Here is a 15,630-nt window from a genome sequence, read left to right as displayed (position 1 = left end):
TTTATAATTTACTAATATAGCTTCCATACATATCCTTAAATTGGTAACCATTTTCGAAACGATCTTTACTTAATTTATCATATTCGACTAATGCCCAAAGGATAAATTCCTTCATAAAATTCCTGTCTTCTTTTACCAATTCTGGTTGGTATTTTTGAATTAAATTTTCTAAGGGTTTTACGTTGTTAAGAATTGATTGATATTCTTCATCAGAGCAATCATCTAATAATTCGAAACCACTTTCTGTAAAAAACCATTCTACCAATTCAGTATATTCATTTTTGGCGTCGGCACGTTCTAACTTCTCTATTTTTGGAAAAAAAGCTGGAAAGAAAGTATGAATGGCATCTCCAATAAGATGTTGAGCCACCACTGCCGAACCTTCTTGTTCTCCTTCATAAACCAATTCTACTTTACCAGTAATTGATGGAATAATTCCCATAAAATCTGACAGTCGTAGGGTTGTTTTATCAGAACCAGATTTTAAAGCACGTCTTTCTGCTGTACTTAACAAATTTTCGTAAGCAGTAATACTTAATCGGGCAGAAACACCACTTTTATTATCAATATACTCGCTTTCACGAGCTTCAAAACTTATTTGTTCTAACAAATCTTTAGCTAAAGAAGGAACGTAAACCAAATCAGATTGTACTTTATCTAATTTAGATTCTTGGTGTGTTATCTTTCTTGCAATCTGGATACTTTCTGGGTAATGCGTTAGGATTTGTGATCCAATTCTATCTTTCAAAGGAGTAACAATACTACCACGATTTGTATAATCTTCAGGATTTGCGGTAAATACAAATTGTATATCAAGTGGCATCCTAAGTTTAAATCCTCGAATTTGAATATCTCCTTCTTGCAAAATATTGAATAACGAAACTTGAATTCGAGCCTGTAAATCGGGTAATTCATTAATTACAAATATGCAACGATTAGCACGTGGAATCATCCCAAAATGTATTACACGCTCATCAGCATAAGATAATTTTAAGTTTGATGCTTTTATTGGATCAACATCACCTATTAAATCAGCCACAGTAACATCTGGTGTAGCGAGTTTTTCGAAGAAACGTTCGCTTCTATGCATCCATTCTATTGGGGTTGCATCTCCTTTTTCTTTAATCACGTCTTTAGAAAAACGAGAAATTGGGTTTAATGGATCATCATTAATTTCTGAACCATATACAACAGGTATGTATTCATCTAATAATTCGATCATTTTTCTAGCCAATCTCGTTTTAGCTTGACCACGAAGTCCTAATAAATTAATATTATGACGGGAAAGAATGGCGCGTTCCAATTCTGGAATTACAGTGTTTTCGAAACCATAAACTCCTTCAAAAACTGGCTTTCCTGATTTTATTTTTTCTCGAAGATTGTTACGTAATTCATCTTTAATACTTTGGCTTTTATACCCTGATGCTTTGAGCTCTCCAAGTGTTCTTATATTTATCATTTGTTGTATTTTTTAAACTTATAGATTTCTAGAGTTTTTTATAGCTTCTATTATGTTATTACTATTAGTTTTTTGAAATTCTATTTTATTTTCTTTTTTCTATTTGTTTCGTAATCTTCAAAAATCATTTCTCCTAGACCTTTTAGTCCAGTATAAAATGCTTTGCCTTGGTTGGCTTCTGTAAACCGATTCACAAATTTTTGCAAATAAGGATCATTTGCAATCATAAAAGTAGTAATTGGAATATGCAATTTTCGTGCTTGCTGTGCTTGGTTATAACATTTATCTACAATATATTCGTCGAGACCATTACTATTCATATAATATTCTCCGTTTTTTTCGCGGACACAACTTGGTTTTCCATCGGTAATCATAAAGATTTGTTTGTTGGTGTTACGTTTTCGTCGCAACAAATCCATTGCTAGTTGTAATCCCGCGACAGTATTTGTATGATAGGGTCCCACTTTTAAATAAGGCAAATCCCGAATTGGAATTGTCCAAGCATCATTACCAAAAACCAAAATATCTAGGGTATCTTTAGGGTATCTAGTTGTAATTAATTCCGCCAACGCCATTGCAACTTTTTTTGCTGGTGTAATACGATCTTCCCCATAAAGAATCATGCTATGAGAAATATCAATCATTAAAACTGTACTCATTTGAGCTTTAAATTGTGTTTCCTCTACAACCAAATCTTGTTCGGTAAGCATAAAATCATCTACCCCATTGTTTATTTGAGCATTTTTGAGGCTTTCTGTTAAGGAAATTTGCTCTAAACCATCACCAAACTGAAACTCACGAAGTTCACCAGTATGCTCGTCACCGCTTCCTGATTGTTTAGTTTTATGATTTCCGGCTCCTGATTTTTTGATATTTCCAAAAATTTGATCTAAAGCGCTTTGACGAATGGCTCTTTCAGTTTTAGCAGTAATTCCAGTTCCTGATGTTCCATCTTCTTTAAGCTCTTCTCGAACATATCCTTTCTTCTTTAAATCTTCAATAAAATCATCGATGGTATATTCTGAAGTTGTTAATTTGTATTCGACATCAAGCTCCCGTAACCAACTTATGGCTTCATCAAAATCTCCAGAAGTGTGTGTAATTAACTCTTTGAAAATAGAAAAAAGTTTATCGAACGGAGATTGAAATGGAGCTTCGTATTTCTTGAAAAAAAATCCTTTTTTTTGTTCCTTGTACATAACCTAAAAGTAATACAAATTCTTTTTTAGACTTATGAAACGTTTATTAATTTTTAGTTAAAAGAATTACTAGTCTTTTGATTCATTAAACTTTTTAATAATAGTCTTTAATTTTTCTGCACGATCTACTTTTGCTTTTTTGACCTTATCCTGTGCTTTATGCAACTTGTCGTTGTGCTTTTTTATATTTTTTTCGGTATTTCTACTCATGATAAATTTCGTTTTATATCTTCTAAAGTCTTATTAGAAAAAATTAATTCATTCACAATATTTTTTCTCAACTCATTAATATCGTTATTATTGAAATGCTTTGCCCAATTTGTTAAGGTTAATATATTTCTAGCTTGTTTTATTTTTTTTGCAGTTTCTAATGAGTTCCTTAAAACTGATTTTTTATCAAAATTAGGATTGTTTTTATGCTGATAGGTTACAGTTTGCTTTTCGAAATTAGCTTCTAAATAATATAAATTTTCAAAATCATTGTCTGGATAAAAATCCTCCCATTTTGCAAAACCTAATTTTGTTTTAGATATTGATTCTGTTTCGAATGCTACTAATCTCCATTTACTATTTGCTAATCTTCCCCAATGATTAGATAGCCGATACATTCCTTTATCTGTATAAAAATATTGGCTTCCAGATTCGCTTTTATGATTAGGGATAAGGTGTTCAACTATTTTAGCATCCATTTCAGTAAAAATACAAAATGTATTTTTAAAAGATTTAGAACTAGGTTTAAACTTATTTATTAACACTGATTTTATTTGTTAAAATATTAACAACAAAATAACAAAAATTACTACTAATAATGATAAAAAACTTTATTTTTGCATTCAAAATAATTTAAAAGATGAAAAAAATAATTGTAATTGCTCTTTCTGCATTTGTAATGTCATGCACAGGAATTGTAGGAAACGGATTTAAAATTTCAGGAGAAATAAAAGGTCTTCCTGATGGAACAAATGTTTTCTTAGAAAAACAAAATGTTTCAGCTGCTGCTGGTGTAATAGCTGTAGATACTGTACAAGTTAAAAATGGTAAATTTACTTTTGAAGGTAAAGCTGAAGAACCTGAAATTCATAGTGTTCGTTTTGATAAAACTCAAGGAGGATTTATTGTTGTGGTAGAAAAAGGTAATATTAATGTTGTAATAAACAAAGATAGTATCCAATTAGCTAAAGTTTCTGGGACATTTAACAATGATGAGTTGACTAAATACAACGCTGAAATGATGAAAATTCAAAAAAGAATGATGGCATTTCAGAACAAAAATATGGCAGCTATGCAAGAAGCGCAGCAAAAAAAGGATACTGCTGTAATGACTAAATTAAGTAAAGAATACTCTGGATTCCAAGAAGAATTTACAACTTCAAATTACAAATACATAGAAAGCAATCCTAAATCATTCCTTTCAGTTTTACTTGTTGAAGGTATGTTTAATGATCCTCAACATGACATTAAAAAAATAAAAAAATACTATGATGGATTAGATGCTGATGTAAAAAACACAAAGCCAGGAAAAAGTATTAAAACTAAACTTGACGGAGAAAAAAAAAACAGCCTAAAGAAATAGATTTATCAATAGGTCAAAGTGCTCCTAATTTTACAGCAAAAAATGTTGATGGAAAATTAGTATCACTAAAAGAATCTCTTGGAAAAATAACTATTATTGATTTTTGGGCCTCTTGGTGTTCACCTTGTAGAAAAGAAAATCCTAATGTTGTAAATTTATACAATGAGTTTCATGCTAAAGGCTTAAATATTATTGGAGTTTCGTTAGATGACAAAGCTACAGCATGGAAAGAAGCTATTGCAAAAGACAAATTAACTTGGACTCAAGTTTCTAATTTAAAATCTTGGCAAGATCCAATTGCAGTAACATATAATATACAAAGTATTCCTGCTACATTCTTATTAGATGCGAACGGAAATATTATTGCAAAAGACCTTCGCGGTGTTGAACTAAAAGCTAAAGTAGCTGAATTATTAGCTAAATAAGCTAAGAAATCATAAAAATCTGAAAATCTCCTAGCAATAGGAGATTTTTATTTTGTTTACTTCCAAAGAGTTACAAAAAAGTGTAAATATTATTTATTTTTTTGTTTGCAAACCAGAAAAACAATTTTATATTTGCAACCGCTTACGGGGAGATACTCAAGCGGCCAACGAGGGCAGACTGTAAATCTGCTGACTACGTCTTCGTAGGTTCGAATCCTACTCTCCCCACAAAAAAAACCTGAACAAGATTGTTCAGGTTTTTTTATATAAGAAATTTTAAATTTTTACTCTAAAACAAAAGTCACCTGAACATTTGCATTTATCTCTATTTCTCCAATAGCTAATGTTTCTTTTGGTGCAGATGCATCTTCTTGCATTGCCATCATGCCTCCTTTAAACATTGGTTGCGGATAAAACGGTTGTGAGTTGTCCGAAATTATTAATGCCTTCCCTATTTTCTGGTTTAGAACCGAAACATAATCTAATGCTTTTTGTTTCGCATTTAAAATGGCTTTTTTTCTAGCTTCAGCCTCATAAGTTTCCATTTTTGATGATTTAAACTCGACACCATGTATGTTGGTTACACCAGTTTCGGTAATTCCCATCATAAATTCATTATATTTTGTTAAATCCTTTAATGTAACTGTAACCGTTTGGTTAGCCACATAATTGTATTTCTTTTTTTCGTAATCATAATTCTTATTCAGGCTTACATTTGTAGTCTGAAAATCGGTAGCAGGAATATTATTACTTTTTATAAATTTTAAAATTTTATCTATAATAATATCATTCGCTTTTTTTACTTCGGCAGCTTCTTTTCCTGTATTTTCGACACCAAGAGAAATAATTCCTTGATCAGGGACTATTTTTATTTTTCCTTCGCCAGAAACTGTTATTTGAGGAATTTGATTCATTTTTTGATCTTGTGCGTAAGTCATCACTGTAAAAAATGTTATTAATGTTACTACTAAATTTTTCATATTTATTTATTTTAAATTAACCATAAGTAAACAAATGGCGTGCCAAACTATAATTTTCCCATTTTTGCCAAAACAAATAACAAAATGATTGGTATTGCTAATAAAATAACCATTGATGTGTTTTGGGTAAGCATTTCAGGTTCTTTACATATTGTTATCAAATAACCACCTATTGCTCCACCAAAATGGGCTGTATGACCAATATTATCATTCTTGGCTTTCATACCATAAATAGAGTATAATAAATAACCTATTCCAAAAATATAAGCAGGAATAGGGATTGGAATAAAATACATATACAAACTCATATCTGGATCTAATAAAATAGCTGAGTATAAAACTCCTGTAACTGCACCTGATGCACCAATTGCTCTATAACCATAATCATCTTTGTGAAAATATAAAGTAAGCAAACTACCTGCCAATAAACTGCCTAAATAAATTAATAAAAAAGAAGTATTGCCTAAATTATTTATAACAACAGGAGCAAACATGAATAAGGTAAACATATTAAAAAATAAGTGCCCCCAATCGGCATGAAGAAATGCAGATGAAAACATTCTACTTTGCTCTCCTGCACGAATACTACCAATATGGAATTCGTTTTTTCTAAAAAAAGAAATGTCATTAAAACCTTTGTAACTAAAAATAACATTCGATGCTATTATAAGTATCAAAAAAATATTCATATATGTATAAATTTAAAAAGTAAATATACTAAAAGCATTTGATATAGAATTGTTACTAAAAGAAGAATAAAAAGTATATTTGCTTAAATTTATACTAAATGCAATTACTTATATACTTACTATTTTACCCAATTCTTTGGCTCATTTCTATACTACCATTTAGGTTATTATATGTTTTTTCTGATGGTGTTTATTTGCTGGTTTATTATATTATTGGCTACCGAAAAAAAACAGTTAGAAATAATTTAGCCATGGCTTTGCCTAATTTGTCTGATAAAGAGCGATTAGTTATAGAAAAAAAGTTTTATAGTCATATGTGTGATATGTTTTTAGAAATGATAAAAACAATTACAATTTCTCAGTCTGAAATAGAGAAAAGATATACATTTAGAAATTTAGAAATCTATTTAGATTTAGAAAAAAAGCAAAAAAGTATTGCCTTACTATGCGCACATTATGCTAGTTACGAATGGGCAGTTTCTATGAATTTTCATATAAATTTTACTGGTTATGGTATTTATAAAAAAATTTCGAATGAATATTTTGATAAACTGGTAAAAGATATTCGTTCAAAATTTAAAGCAGTTCTAATTACAACTAAAGAAACGTCTAAAACGATACAAGAAAATGCTATTAGCGGAAAATTAGGCGTTTTTGGTTTTGCTAGTGATCAAACACCAAGATGGTCTGACAACTTATACTGGTATCATTTTATGGGAATTGAGACACCTATTCATGTTGGCGCCGAAATTCTTGCCAAAAAATACGATATGAATGTTATTTTCCTAAAAACAAAAAAAGTAAAACGTGGTTACTATGAAGCTAGCTTCGAAGTCCTATCAGAAGATATCAAATCGGTTCCTAATTATAAAATCTCAGAAGACTTTATGAATCGTGTAGAACAACAAATACATGAACAACCTGAATATTATCTTTGGACTCACAAACGTTGGAAACACAAAAAGAAGGTTTAAATTTTAAACCAACCTTTTACCATTTCTAATTCCTTATTCAAAGCCATTTTGTGAACAAATTCATTACTTTTTGGATTATAATCATAATCCTCAGACCATTCTTTATGATTTTCTGCCAAGGCTTTTATACTATTACAAACAAACTCTATTTCTGAAGTTGTTGTTGTTGGATGAATAGACATTCGTATCCAACCTGGCTTTTGTAACAAATCGCCTGAGTCTATTTGACAAACTAAATCGTGCGACATTTCTTGATCCACATGAAGTAAATGATGTCCGTAAGTTCCAGCACAACTACAACCTCCACGGGTTTGAATACCAAATTTATCATTCAATATTTTTACACCTAAATTAAAATGCAGGTCGGTAATATAAAAAGAAATTACACCCAATCTATCTTTGTGTTGACTGGCAAGAATATTTATATTTTCAATATTTCCAAGGCTTTCAAAAATTGATGAAACAATCTCGTGTTCACGTTTCAAAATATTATCTATTCCCATTTGCTCCTTCAACTGAATAGCTAAAGCTGTTTTTATAACTTGAAGAAAACCTGGTGTTCCACCGTCTTCTCTATCCTCAATATTATCTATATATTTATGTTCTCCCCAAGGATTTGTCCACGACACTGTTCCGCCACCTGGACAATCTGGTATGTTATTTTTGTATAAATTTTTATTAAATATTAATACGCCCGAAGTACCTGGTCCTCCTAAAAATTTGTGTGGAGAAAAGAAAATAGCATCCAAATAACTTTCTGAATCTGTTGGATGCATATCGATAGCAACGTAAGGTCCTGAGCAAGCAAAATCGACAAAACATACACCATTATTTTGATGCATTAATTTTGCTACTTCATGATAAGGCATTCTTATTCCTGTCACATTAGAACAGGAAGTAATTGAGGCAATTTTAAAACTTCTATCCTTATATTCTTCTAGCAGTTTTTTAAGATTATCTATACAAAATAACCCTTGTTCACAAGAAGGAATTACAACTACATCGGCAATGGTTTCTAGCCAAGAGGTTTGGTTAGAATGGTGTTCCATGTGAGAAATAAAAACAATAGGTTTTATTTCCTTGGGAATGCTAGCAAATTCTTTTAGATTTTCAGGCATTTTAAGTCCTAAAATTCGTTGGAATTTATTAACAACTCCTGTCATTCCTGTACCATCATTTATCAAAACATCATCATCATTTGCGTTTACATGGTGTTTTATGATATGTCTTGCTTCATGATATGCCATTGTCATTGCTGTTCCTGAAATTGTAGTTTCAGTATGAGTATTGGCTACAAAAGGACCAAATTCGTTCATCAACTTTTCTTCAATAGGGCGATACAAGCGACCGCTAGCAGTCCAATCGGTATAAATTATTTTTTGTGTACCAAAAGGCGACTCAAATTCCTGATTAATTCCAATAATATTATTACGGAACTGTTGAAAATATTGTTCTAATTGAGTTGAAGCTTGGGTAGCAATCATGATGTTTTAATTTGGTTTCAAAGATACATTTTTTTAGATATTTGAAAATCGGTATTTAATATTTATTTACTAATTTTGAAGAACCACAAATACATTTTTAAAATAAAATATATGATAACCGTTACTAATACAATTAACGCTTCTATAGAAAAAGTATGGAAATTTTGGACAACTCCTGAACACATCACAAAATGGAATAATGCCTCACCTGATTGGCACTCTCCTTTTGCTGAAAATGATTTGACCGTGGAAAAAAGATTCAGATACACTATGGCAGCAAAAGACGGTAGCATGAGTTTCGATTTTGAGGGAACTTATACTAATATCGAAAAATATGCTGTTATAGAATATATTCTAGATGATGACAGAAAAGTTCAAATTAGCTTTGAGAAGACAAAAAATGGAACTAAAATAATTGAATCTTTTGATCCTGAAAATGAAAATACCTTAGAATTACAAAAAAATGGTTGGCAAGCTATTTTAGATAATTTTAAAAAATATGTAGAACAATAAGGTTTAAATTTCCAAAATATTACATCAACAATAAAATGAATAGATTCGTAAAAATGCTAAAAGTTTCTAACTTATCATTCAAAAGTTGCTTGTTATTTATAGTAATAGGTTTAAGTATTGCTTTTCCTTTGGGTTTGTTTATGCTAACCATTGGACCTACACGAATTATTTCAGATAAAGCGCATGCTGAAAATTGGAGCGAAAATCAAGAGAATACCATTCAAAAAATTATAATTCTTGCGTTTGTATTTTTAGTTTTATTTCTCACTATATCTTTATTTAAATATTTTTACAAATCAAATCACAAAAAACTAATACTAGCTTTTTCCTTTATTTTACTACTAAGCGCTACCTATATTTTTGCTTTCGAACCAGAGTTTTTAATAAATAATACTGAAATAAAAGAAACTTTTGAGAAGAGCAATACGGTTGAGTTTTATTTTGGCAGCTATCCTGATGTTGATAAAATACAACAATTAAAATCTCAAAAATATACCGCTATAATTTCTTTATTACACCCAATGGTGATTCCCGCAGAACCAATTTTGATGGAAAAAGAAGCTATAAATACAAAAAAAGAAGGACTTAAATTAATATCAATTCCCATGCTACCATGGATTATTGGGAATGATTCTTCTTTGATTAAAATAAAAGAATTGGCTAAAAATGCCAAAGGAAAATATTATGTTCATTGTTATTTAGGAAAAGATCGAGTAAATGTTTTTAGAACTATATTAGAAAAAGAGAATAAATTTATTAAAATAAAAAGTGATTTTACAAGAAGAAATATTGATACCGTTAAGCAGTTTGAACGTGGTAGAATTTACAAATTAAATAATACTACCTATTTTACTCCGTATCCTACAGACGAAGAGTTTTTCAGTTTTGTGTTAAATGGTAAAGTGAAAACTGTAATTTCTTTGATGAATATAAAAAACCCAGACGAAAAGCCTTTTATCGATAAAGAACAAAATATTATGAATAAATATAATATGTATTTCAAAAATATTCCTGTACATTATTCAGAAATAAATAAAATAAAAATACTAATCGATTCTATTAGAAAACTTCCTAAACCAATACTTATACATAATTTTTCAACTGAATCGGTAGAAGCAAAAAAATTTATTGAAAATTTTAAACTAAAATATAACAATAACTAATTAAAAAAATGGCAACAGTAAACCCTTATTTAATCTTTAATGGAAATTGCGAAGAAGCATTTCTATTTTACAAATCTGTTTTTGGTGGGGAATTCCCTTATATCGGAAAATTTGGTGACATGCCTGCAGATGAAAACACACCAAAATTATCTGAAACCGATGCTAACAGAGTTATGCACGTTACACTACCTATTGGAAAAGAAACTATACTAATGGGAAGTGATAGTAATACAGCATCTGGCGATGTAAAATTTGGTCACAATATCTCTATTTCTATAAATACCAATAGTATTGCAGAAGCTGATAAACTATTTAACGGACTATCATCTGGAGGAAATGTAACTATGGCAATGAATAAAACATTCTGGGGTGCTTATTTTGGAATGTTTACCGACAAATTTGGGATCGATTGGATGGTCAATTTTGATGAAACTCCTGAGTAATAATATCTAATTAATCTTAAAAAAAATACAGTAACTAACATAAAGTTAGCTACTGTATTTTTAAATCTATATTTTTATTTGATCCTAAGAAAGATTAAGAGAAATCAATTGTAGTTGCTTCAGCAATTTTTTTGTAAGTCCCATTTTCTAATTTTTCACGAATAGCCTCAAATGCAGTTAATGTTTCATCTATATCTGCAATTGTATGTGAAGATGTAGGTATCATTCTTAACAAAATAAGTCCTTTAGGAATCACCGGATATACTACAATAGATAAGAAAATACTATAATTCTCTCTTAAATCGTTAACCATTATCATTGCTTCAGGAATAGAACCTTCTAGATAAACAGGTGTAATACATGTATTAGTATCTCCTATATTAAAACCTTTTTCTTTTAATCCGCTTTGCAACGCATTAACGTTTACCCAAAGTTTATCTTTAATTTCAGATGATTCACGTAACAATTCTAAACGTTTCAATGAACCTATAGTTTGAATCATTGGTAATGCTTTTGCAAACATTTGAGAACGCAAATTATATTTTAAGTAATCGATAATATCTTTATCTGCTGCTACGAAAGCACCAATATTTGCCATTGATTTTGCAAAAGTAGAAAAGTAAACATCAATCTCATCCTGAACTCCTTGCTCCTCACCTGCTCCAGCGCCTGTTGCTCCAAGAGTTCCAAAACCATGTGCATCATCGACAAGTAAACGGAAATTATATTTCTTTTTCATCTCTACTACTTCCTTCAGCTTTCCTTGTTGACCACGCATTCCAAAGACACCTTCAGTGATAAATAGAATTCCTCCACCTGTTTCTGTAGCTAGTTTAGTAGCACGTTGCAGGTTTTTTTCCATACTTTCCACATCATTATGACGGTAAGTAAAACGTTTTCCCATATGTAAACGAACTCCATCGATAATACATGCATGAGCATCAACATCATACACAATTACATCATTTTTAGTTACCAAAGCATCAATAATAGATACCATTCCTTGGTAACCAAAATTTAATAGATAAGATGATTCTTTCATTACAAAAGCAGCTAATTCTTCCTCTAATTGTTCATGATATTTTGTATGACCTGACATCATACGAGCTCCCATTGGATAAGCTGCACCATATTGTATTGCTGCATCAGCATCGGCTTTACGAACTTCTGGATGATTCGCAAGACCTAAATAATCGTTTAAACTCCAATTTAAAATATTTTTACCTTGAAATTGCATTCTTGGACCTAATTCTCCTTCCAATTTTGGAAAAACAAAATATCCTTCTGCTTGCGAAGCCCATTTTCCTAATGGCCCTTTATTGTTTTGAATTCTTTCGAATAAATCTTTTACCATAACATTAAAATCTAAATTTTAAGACATCGCAAAATTAATTATTTAATCTTTCTAATCATAATTTTTTTGAAACTGTCTCTGTTTTTAATTTGATTTATTTTTCAAACATATTAAAATTATAAATCCTGCAAATGAAACTCAAATGCAGGATTTATAATTATGTTAAAATCAATTTATTTTTTTGTTGACTTTGTTGCTTTTTGTGCGGGTGCTTTTTTAGCAGCTGCCATTCCTGCATTTTTAGGAGCAACTGTTTTAGGAGCTTTTGCAGGCTTAGCTTCAGTAGGAACAACTAGTTTTTCTGATTTTTCTTCAGCTATAACTGGTTCTTCAGAAGAAACCAATCCTTTAGCTTGTAAAATATTATACCAGTTTAATACTTTTTTAATATCCGAAGTATATACTCTTTCTTGGTCATAATCTGGCAGAACTTCAAGGAAATAGGCTGATAATTGTGTTTTATCGTCTTTAAAAGCTGGAGTTGGTCCATTATTTTCTTTTTTTGCGATATTTCTCATTACTTCAACTAATGGTTTCTCATCGCTATAAGTATACATTGAAACTTCAGATAATAAACTTACATTACTACGTAAACCTACTGTTATTCTTTTTCCGTCGATAAAAGATTCTGCAACGAAACCAGTTCTTGTTTGCACTTTAAGAGAATATAATCCTGGTTTTCCTGAAATGGCTAATATTTTTTCTAAATTCATTTTTAATTATTTATTAAAGCAAATATATATTGTTTGTTTTGAAACTTAAAAGTTATTTATCGTTTTTTTGATACTAATTTCATTCTATAATCAGGATGTGCCTTGCCTTCCATGATATTTTGAAGTTTCTTTTTGATTAGTTGTTTTTTGAAAGTTGAAATTTTATCGGTAAACAAAATCCCTTCAATATGATCGTATTCGTGTTGAATTACTCTGGCAATCAATCCGCTATACTCTTCTGTCTTTTTATTGAAGTTTTCGTCGTAATATTCGATTGTAATATTAGGGTTTCTATATACATCTTCACGAACATCTGGAATACTTAGACAACCTTCGTTAAATGACCACTCCTCGCCTTCTTCTTTAAGCATTTTGGCATTAATAAAAGTCTTTTTGAAACCTTTTAGAGCTTCAGCTTCTTCTTTAGAAATGTCATCGCTATCGCTAAACGGATCTGTATCTACAATAAACAAACGTATTGGAAATCCAACTTGTGGCGCAGCCAATCCAACACCACAAGCATTGTACATTGTTTCGTACATGTTTGCAATAGTTTCTTCTAAATTAATGTAATCCTTGGTAACTTCCTCGCATACTTTGCGTAAAACTGGGTCGCCGTAACCTACAATTGGTAAAATCATTCTTATTTTATTATATAAAGTGCAAAAGTAAATAATTTAAAATGATTGTCATAAATCTTAACAAAATAAAAACTAAACTTTTAATTTTAGAATTTCATTTGTTTTTGCTCTGATTTGCTCGCACAAAATAGGGTTTTCGTTTAATGATTGTCCATAAGACGGAATCATTTCCTTTAATTTTGTTTGCCAAGTTGCCGTTTTTATTTCATTTGGAAAACTTTTAGTTATTAAGTCTATCATGATTTGAACCGCTGTTGATGCACCTGGAGAAGCTCCGAGCAATACTGCTAACGAACCATCATGAGAAGTAACGACTTCGGTACCAAATTCGAGAATTCCATGACCTTCTTTGTCTTTTTTAATAACCTGAACTCGTTGTCCAGCATTTTCGAGAACCCAGTCTTCTTTTTTAGCTGATGGCACATACTCTTTTAACGCATTTAATCTATCATCCGAAGATTGAAATACTTGCTCTATAAGGTATTTTGTTAATGGAATATTTTTTGCTCCTGCAGAAAGCATTGGCTTTATATTGTCTAATTCTATCGATTTTATCAAATCGAAATAAGATCCATTTTTTAAAAATTTAGTAGAAAATCCCGCATAAGGTCCAAAAAGTAATGCCTTCTCTCCATTTATCATTCGAGTATCTATATGAGGAACCGACATAGGTGGCGCACCAACCGATGCTTTTCCGTATACTTTTGCGCCATGTTTTTTAATCACTTCCGGATTGATACATTTAAGCCATTGTCCGCTCACTGGAAAACCTCCAAAACCTTCTCCTTCTGGAATATTTGCTTTTTCTAATAATAACAATGAACCTCCTCCTGCACCAATAAACACAAAAGGAGTATATGATTTTTTCTTCTCGCCAGTATTAATATCTTTAACTTTTATTCTCCAACTTCCATCATCTCTCTTTTTTAAATCATAAACATCATGATGAAAATGCATTGTAACACCTTCCAATGATTCTAAATAATTGAACATACTTCGGGTTAAAGCACCAAAATTGACATCAGTTCCTAATTTCATTGATGTGGCAGCAATTTTATCTTTGCTGTTTCTGTTTTCCATAACAAGTGGTACCCATTCTTTGATTTTTTCGATACTATCAGAAAATTCCATTGCTTTAAATAAATGAAATTGTTGTAAAGCTTCGAATCTTTTCTTTAAATATTCGACATTTTCGTCGCCCCAAACAAAACTCATGTGAGGGACACTTTTTATAAAATTTTCTGGATTTTGAAGTAATCCTTTTTCGACAAGGTAAGTCCAAAGTTGTCTTGACACTTCGAATGCTTCAGATATTTTTACTGCTTTTTTGGTTTCTATAGTTCCGTCTTCGAGTTCGGGTGTGTAATTGAGTTCACAAAAAGCGGCGTGACCAGTTCCTGCATTATTCCATGCATCAGAACTTTCGGCAGCAGCAATATCTAGACGTTCAAAAATTTCTATTTTTAGTTTAGGGTTTAATTCTTTTAGCAACAATCCCAATGTGGCACTCATGATTCCTGCACCAATTAGAACAATATCGGATTCTATTTTTTGTCTAGCCATTTTTAATTTAGGATTTATGAATTAGGAATTATTGTCTGGTTAAATAATCTTGAAGCATTATGGTTGCTGAGATTTCGTCGACCAATGCTTTATTTTGACGTTGCTTCTTTTTTAGTCCGCTATCTATCATGGTTTGAAATGCCATCTTTGAAGTAAAACGTTCATCGACCCTTTCTATTGCCATGTCAGGGAAATTATTTTTGAATTTGGTTACAAATTTTTCAATAATTTCGGTACTTTGTGATGGTTCGCCGTTCATTTGTTTGGGTTCACCTATGAGTACTTTTTCGACTTTTTCTTTAGCAAAATAGTCATTTAGAAATACTATTGCTGTTTCTGAAGCAATGGTTGTGAGTCCTGATGCTATGATTTGCATTTCGTCGGTGATGGCAATTCCTGTGCGTTTTTGTCCGTAATCGATGGCGAGAATTCTTGGCATTTTTTTTCTACAAAAATA

Annotated in this window: 18 protein-coding genes and 1 tRNA gene; 7 read left to right on the top strand and 12 right to left on the bottom strand. The window is 30.9% G+C overall.

What is annotated here, in order from left to right; translation table 11 throughout:
- Window position 1: 1 nt before the first annotated feature.
- The 4 genes from ACKVOV_RS04750 to ACKVOV_RS04735 all read right to left on the bottom strand — a co-directional run bounded on the left by ACKVOV_RS04750 (window position 2) and on the right by ACKVOV_RS04735 (window position 3,347).
- Window positions 2-1,459, bottom strand: coding sequence for an AAA family ATPase (locus tag ACKVOV_RS04750; protein WP_409205622.1), 1,458 nt, complete (start codon window positions 1,457-1,459; stop codon window positions 2-4).
- Window positions 1,460-1,539: 80 nt separating this feature from the next.
- Window positions 1,540-2,658, bottom strand: a complete 1,119-nt coding sequence (locus ACKVOV_RS04745) for a vWA domain-containing protein (protein WP_409205621.1) — start codon at window positions 2,656-2,658, stop codon at window positions 1,540-1,542.
- A gap of 69 nt (window positions 2,659-2,727) precedes the next feature.
- Complete coding sequence (locus tag ACKVOV_RS04740) at window positions 2,728-2,868, bottom strand: hypothetical protein (RefSeq protein ID WP_409205620.1); 141 nt, start codon at window positions 2,866-2,868, stop codon at window positions 2,728-2,730.
- On the bottom strand, window positions 2,865-3,347 hold the full coding sequence (locus ACKVOV_RS04735; RefSeq protein WP_409205619.1) for a hypothetical protein: 483 nt from the start codon (window positions 3,345-3,347) through the stop codon (window positions 2,865-2,867). Before ACKVOV_RS04735 ends, ACKVOV_RS04740 begins: the two co-directional genes overlap by 4 nt.
- Before the next feature lie 161 nt (window positions 3,348-3,508).
- Between ACKVOV_RS04735 and ACKVOV_RS04730 the strand changes: the two genes are divergently transcribed.
- The 3 genes from ACKVOV_RS04730 (at window position 3,509) to ACKVOV_RS04720 (ending at window position 4,884) form a co-directional block, all read left to right on the top strand.
- Window positions 3,509-4,231 carry a DUF4369 domain-containing protein gene (locus ACKVOV_RS04730; protein ID WP_409205618.1) on the top strand — a complete coding sequence of 241 codons (723 nt, stop codon included), beginning with the start codon at window positions 3,509-3,511 and terminating at the stop codon, window positions 4,229-4,231.
- Window positions 4,228-4,656: a peroxiredoxin family protein gene (locus ACKVOV_RS04725; RefSeq protein ID WP_409205623.1), complete on the top strand. Its 429-nt coding sequence runs from the start codon at window positions 4,228-4,230 to the stop codon at window positions 4,654-4,656. The genes ACKVOV_RS04730 and ACKVOV_RS04725 overlap by 4 nt, the downstream gene beginning before the upstream one ends.
- Before the next feature lie 146 nt (window positions 4,657-4,802).
- Window positions 4,803-4,884, top strand: a tRNA-Tyr gene (locus tag ACKVOV_RS04720).
- 56 nt (window positions 4,885-4,940) lie between these two features.
- On the opposite strand, the gene ACKVOV_RS04715 is transcribed toward ACKVOV_RS04720, so the two are convergent.
- Both ACKVOV_RS04715 and ACKVOV_RS04710 read right to left on the bottom strand, forming a co-directional pair.
- On the bottom strand, window positions 4,941-5,636 hold the full coding sequence (locus tag ACKVOV_RS04715; protein WP_409205617.1) for an SIMPL domain-containing protein: 696 nt from the start codon (window positions 5,634-5,636) through the stop codon (window positions 4,941-4,943).
- Between the two features lie 47 nt (window positions 5,637-5,683).
- Complete coding sequence (locus tag ACKVOV_RS04710; RefSeq protein ID WP_409205616.1) at window positions 5,684-6,325, bottom strand: rhomboid family intramembrane serine protease; 642 nt, start codon at window positions 6,323-6,325, stop codon at window positions 5,684-5,686.
- A 98-nt stretch (window positions 6,326-6,423) separates the two neighbouring features.
- Between ACKVOV_RS04710 and ACKVOV_RS04705 the strand changes: the two genes are divergently transcribed.
- Window positions 6,424-7,299 (top strand): lysophospholipid acyltransferase family protein, encoded by an 876-nt coding sequence (locus ACKVOV_RS04705; protein WP_409205615.1) that lies wholly within the window; start codon window positions 6,424-6,426, stop codon window positions 7,297-7,299.
- On the opposite strand, the gene ACKVOV_RS04700 is transcribed toward ACKVOV_RS04705, so the two are convergent.
- On the bottom strand, window positions 7,296-8,783 hold the full coding sequence (locus tag ACKVOV_RS04700; RefSeq protein WP_409205614.1) for an aminotransferase class V-fold PLP-dependent enzyme: 1,488 nt from the start codon (window positions 8,781-8,783) through the stop codon (window positions 7,296-7,298). The two genes, ACKVOV_RS04705 and ACKVOV_RS04700, sit on opposite strands and share 4 nt — an antisense overlap.
- A 111-nt stretch (window positions 8,784-8,894) precedes the next feature.
- Between ACKVOV_RS04700 and ACKVOV_RS04695 the strand changes: the two genes are divergently transcribed.
- The 3 genes from ACKVOV_RS04695 to ACKVOV_RS04685 are packed head-to-tail and all read left to right on the top strand — an operon-like array spanning window position 8,895 to window position 10,902.
- Entirely contained in the window at window positions 8,895-9,296 is a 402-nt protein-coding gene (locus ACKVOV_RS04695) for an SRPBCC family protein (protein WP_409205613.1), read from the top strand.
- 35 nt (window positions 9,297-9,331) lie between these two features.
- Entirely contained in the window at window positions 9,332-10,459 is a 1,128-nt protein-coding gene (locus tag ACKVOV_RS04690; RefSeq protein WP_409205612.1) for a hypothetical protein, read from the top strand.
- Between the two features lie 8 nt (window positions 10,460-10,467).
- On the top strand, window positions 10,468-10,902 hold the full coding sequence (locus tag ACKVOV_RS04685; RefSeq protein ID WP_409205611.1) for a VOC family protein: 435 nt from the start codon (window positions 10,468-10,470) through the stop codon (window positions 10,900-10,902).
- A 94-nt stretch (window positions 10,903-10,996) separates the two neighbouring features.
- Here ACKVOV_RS04685 and ACKVOV_RS04680 read toward each other — a convergent pair whose 3' ends face one another.
- The 5 genes from ACKVOV_RS04680 to ruvX all read right to left on the bottom strand — a co-directional run bounded on the left by ACKVOV_RS04680 (window position 10,997) and on the right by ruvX (window position 15,612).
- Window positions 10,997-12,256: an aminotransferase class I/II-fold pyridoxal phosphate-dependent enzyme gene (locus tag ACKVOV_RS04680; RefSeq protein WP_409205610.1), complete on the bottom strand. Its 1,260-nt coding sequence runs from the start codon at window positions 12,254-12,256 to the stop codon at window positions 10,997-10,999.
- A gap of 173 nt (window positions 12,257-12,429) precedes the next feature.
- Complete coding sequence (locus tag ACKVOV_RS04675; protein ID WP_409205609.1) at window positions 12,430-12,969, bottom strand: DUF5606 domain-containing protein; 540 nt, start codon at window positions 12,967-12,969, stop codon at window positions 12,430-12,432.
- Between the two features lie 56 nt (window positions 12,970-13,025).
- Window positions 13,026-13,610, bottom strand: coding sequence for a peptide deformylase (gene def / locus ACKVOV_RS04670; protein ID WP_409205608.1), 585 nt, complete (start codon window positions 13,608-13,610; stop codon window positions 13,026-13,028).
- 72 nt (window positions 13,611-13,682) lie between these two features.
- Window positions 13,683-15,173: a malate:quinone oxidoreductase gene (locus ACKVOV_RS04665; protein WP_409205607.1), complete on the bottom strand. Its 1,491-nt coding sequence runs from the start codon at window positions 15,171-15,173 to the stop codon at window positions 13,683-13,685.
- A 28-nt stretch (window positions 15,174-15,201) separates the two neighbouring features.
- Window positions 15,202-15,612: a Holliday junction resolvase RuvX gene (gene ruvX, locus ACKVOV_RS04660; protein WP_409205606.1), complete on the bottom strand. Its 411-nt coding sequence runs from the start codon at window positions 15,610-15,612 to the stop codon at window positions 15,202-15,204.
- Window positions 15,613-15,630 lie beyond the last annotated feature (18 nt).

The organism is Flavobacterium sp. (genome assembly GCF_046153165.1).
Taxonomy (GTDB): domain Bacteria; phylum Bacteroidota; class Bacteroidia; order Flavobacteriales; family Flavobacteriaceae; genus Flavobacterium.
The sequence above is the reverse complement of the archived record's forward strand: the minus strand, read 5'-3'. Positions and strand labels throughout refer to the sequence as shown.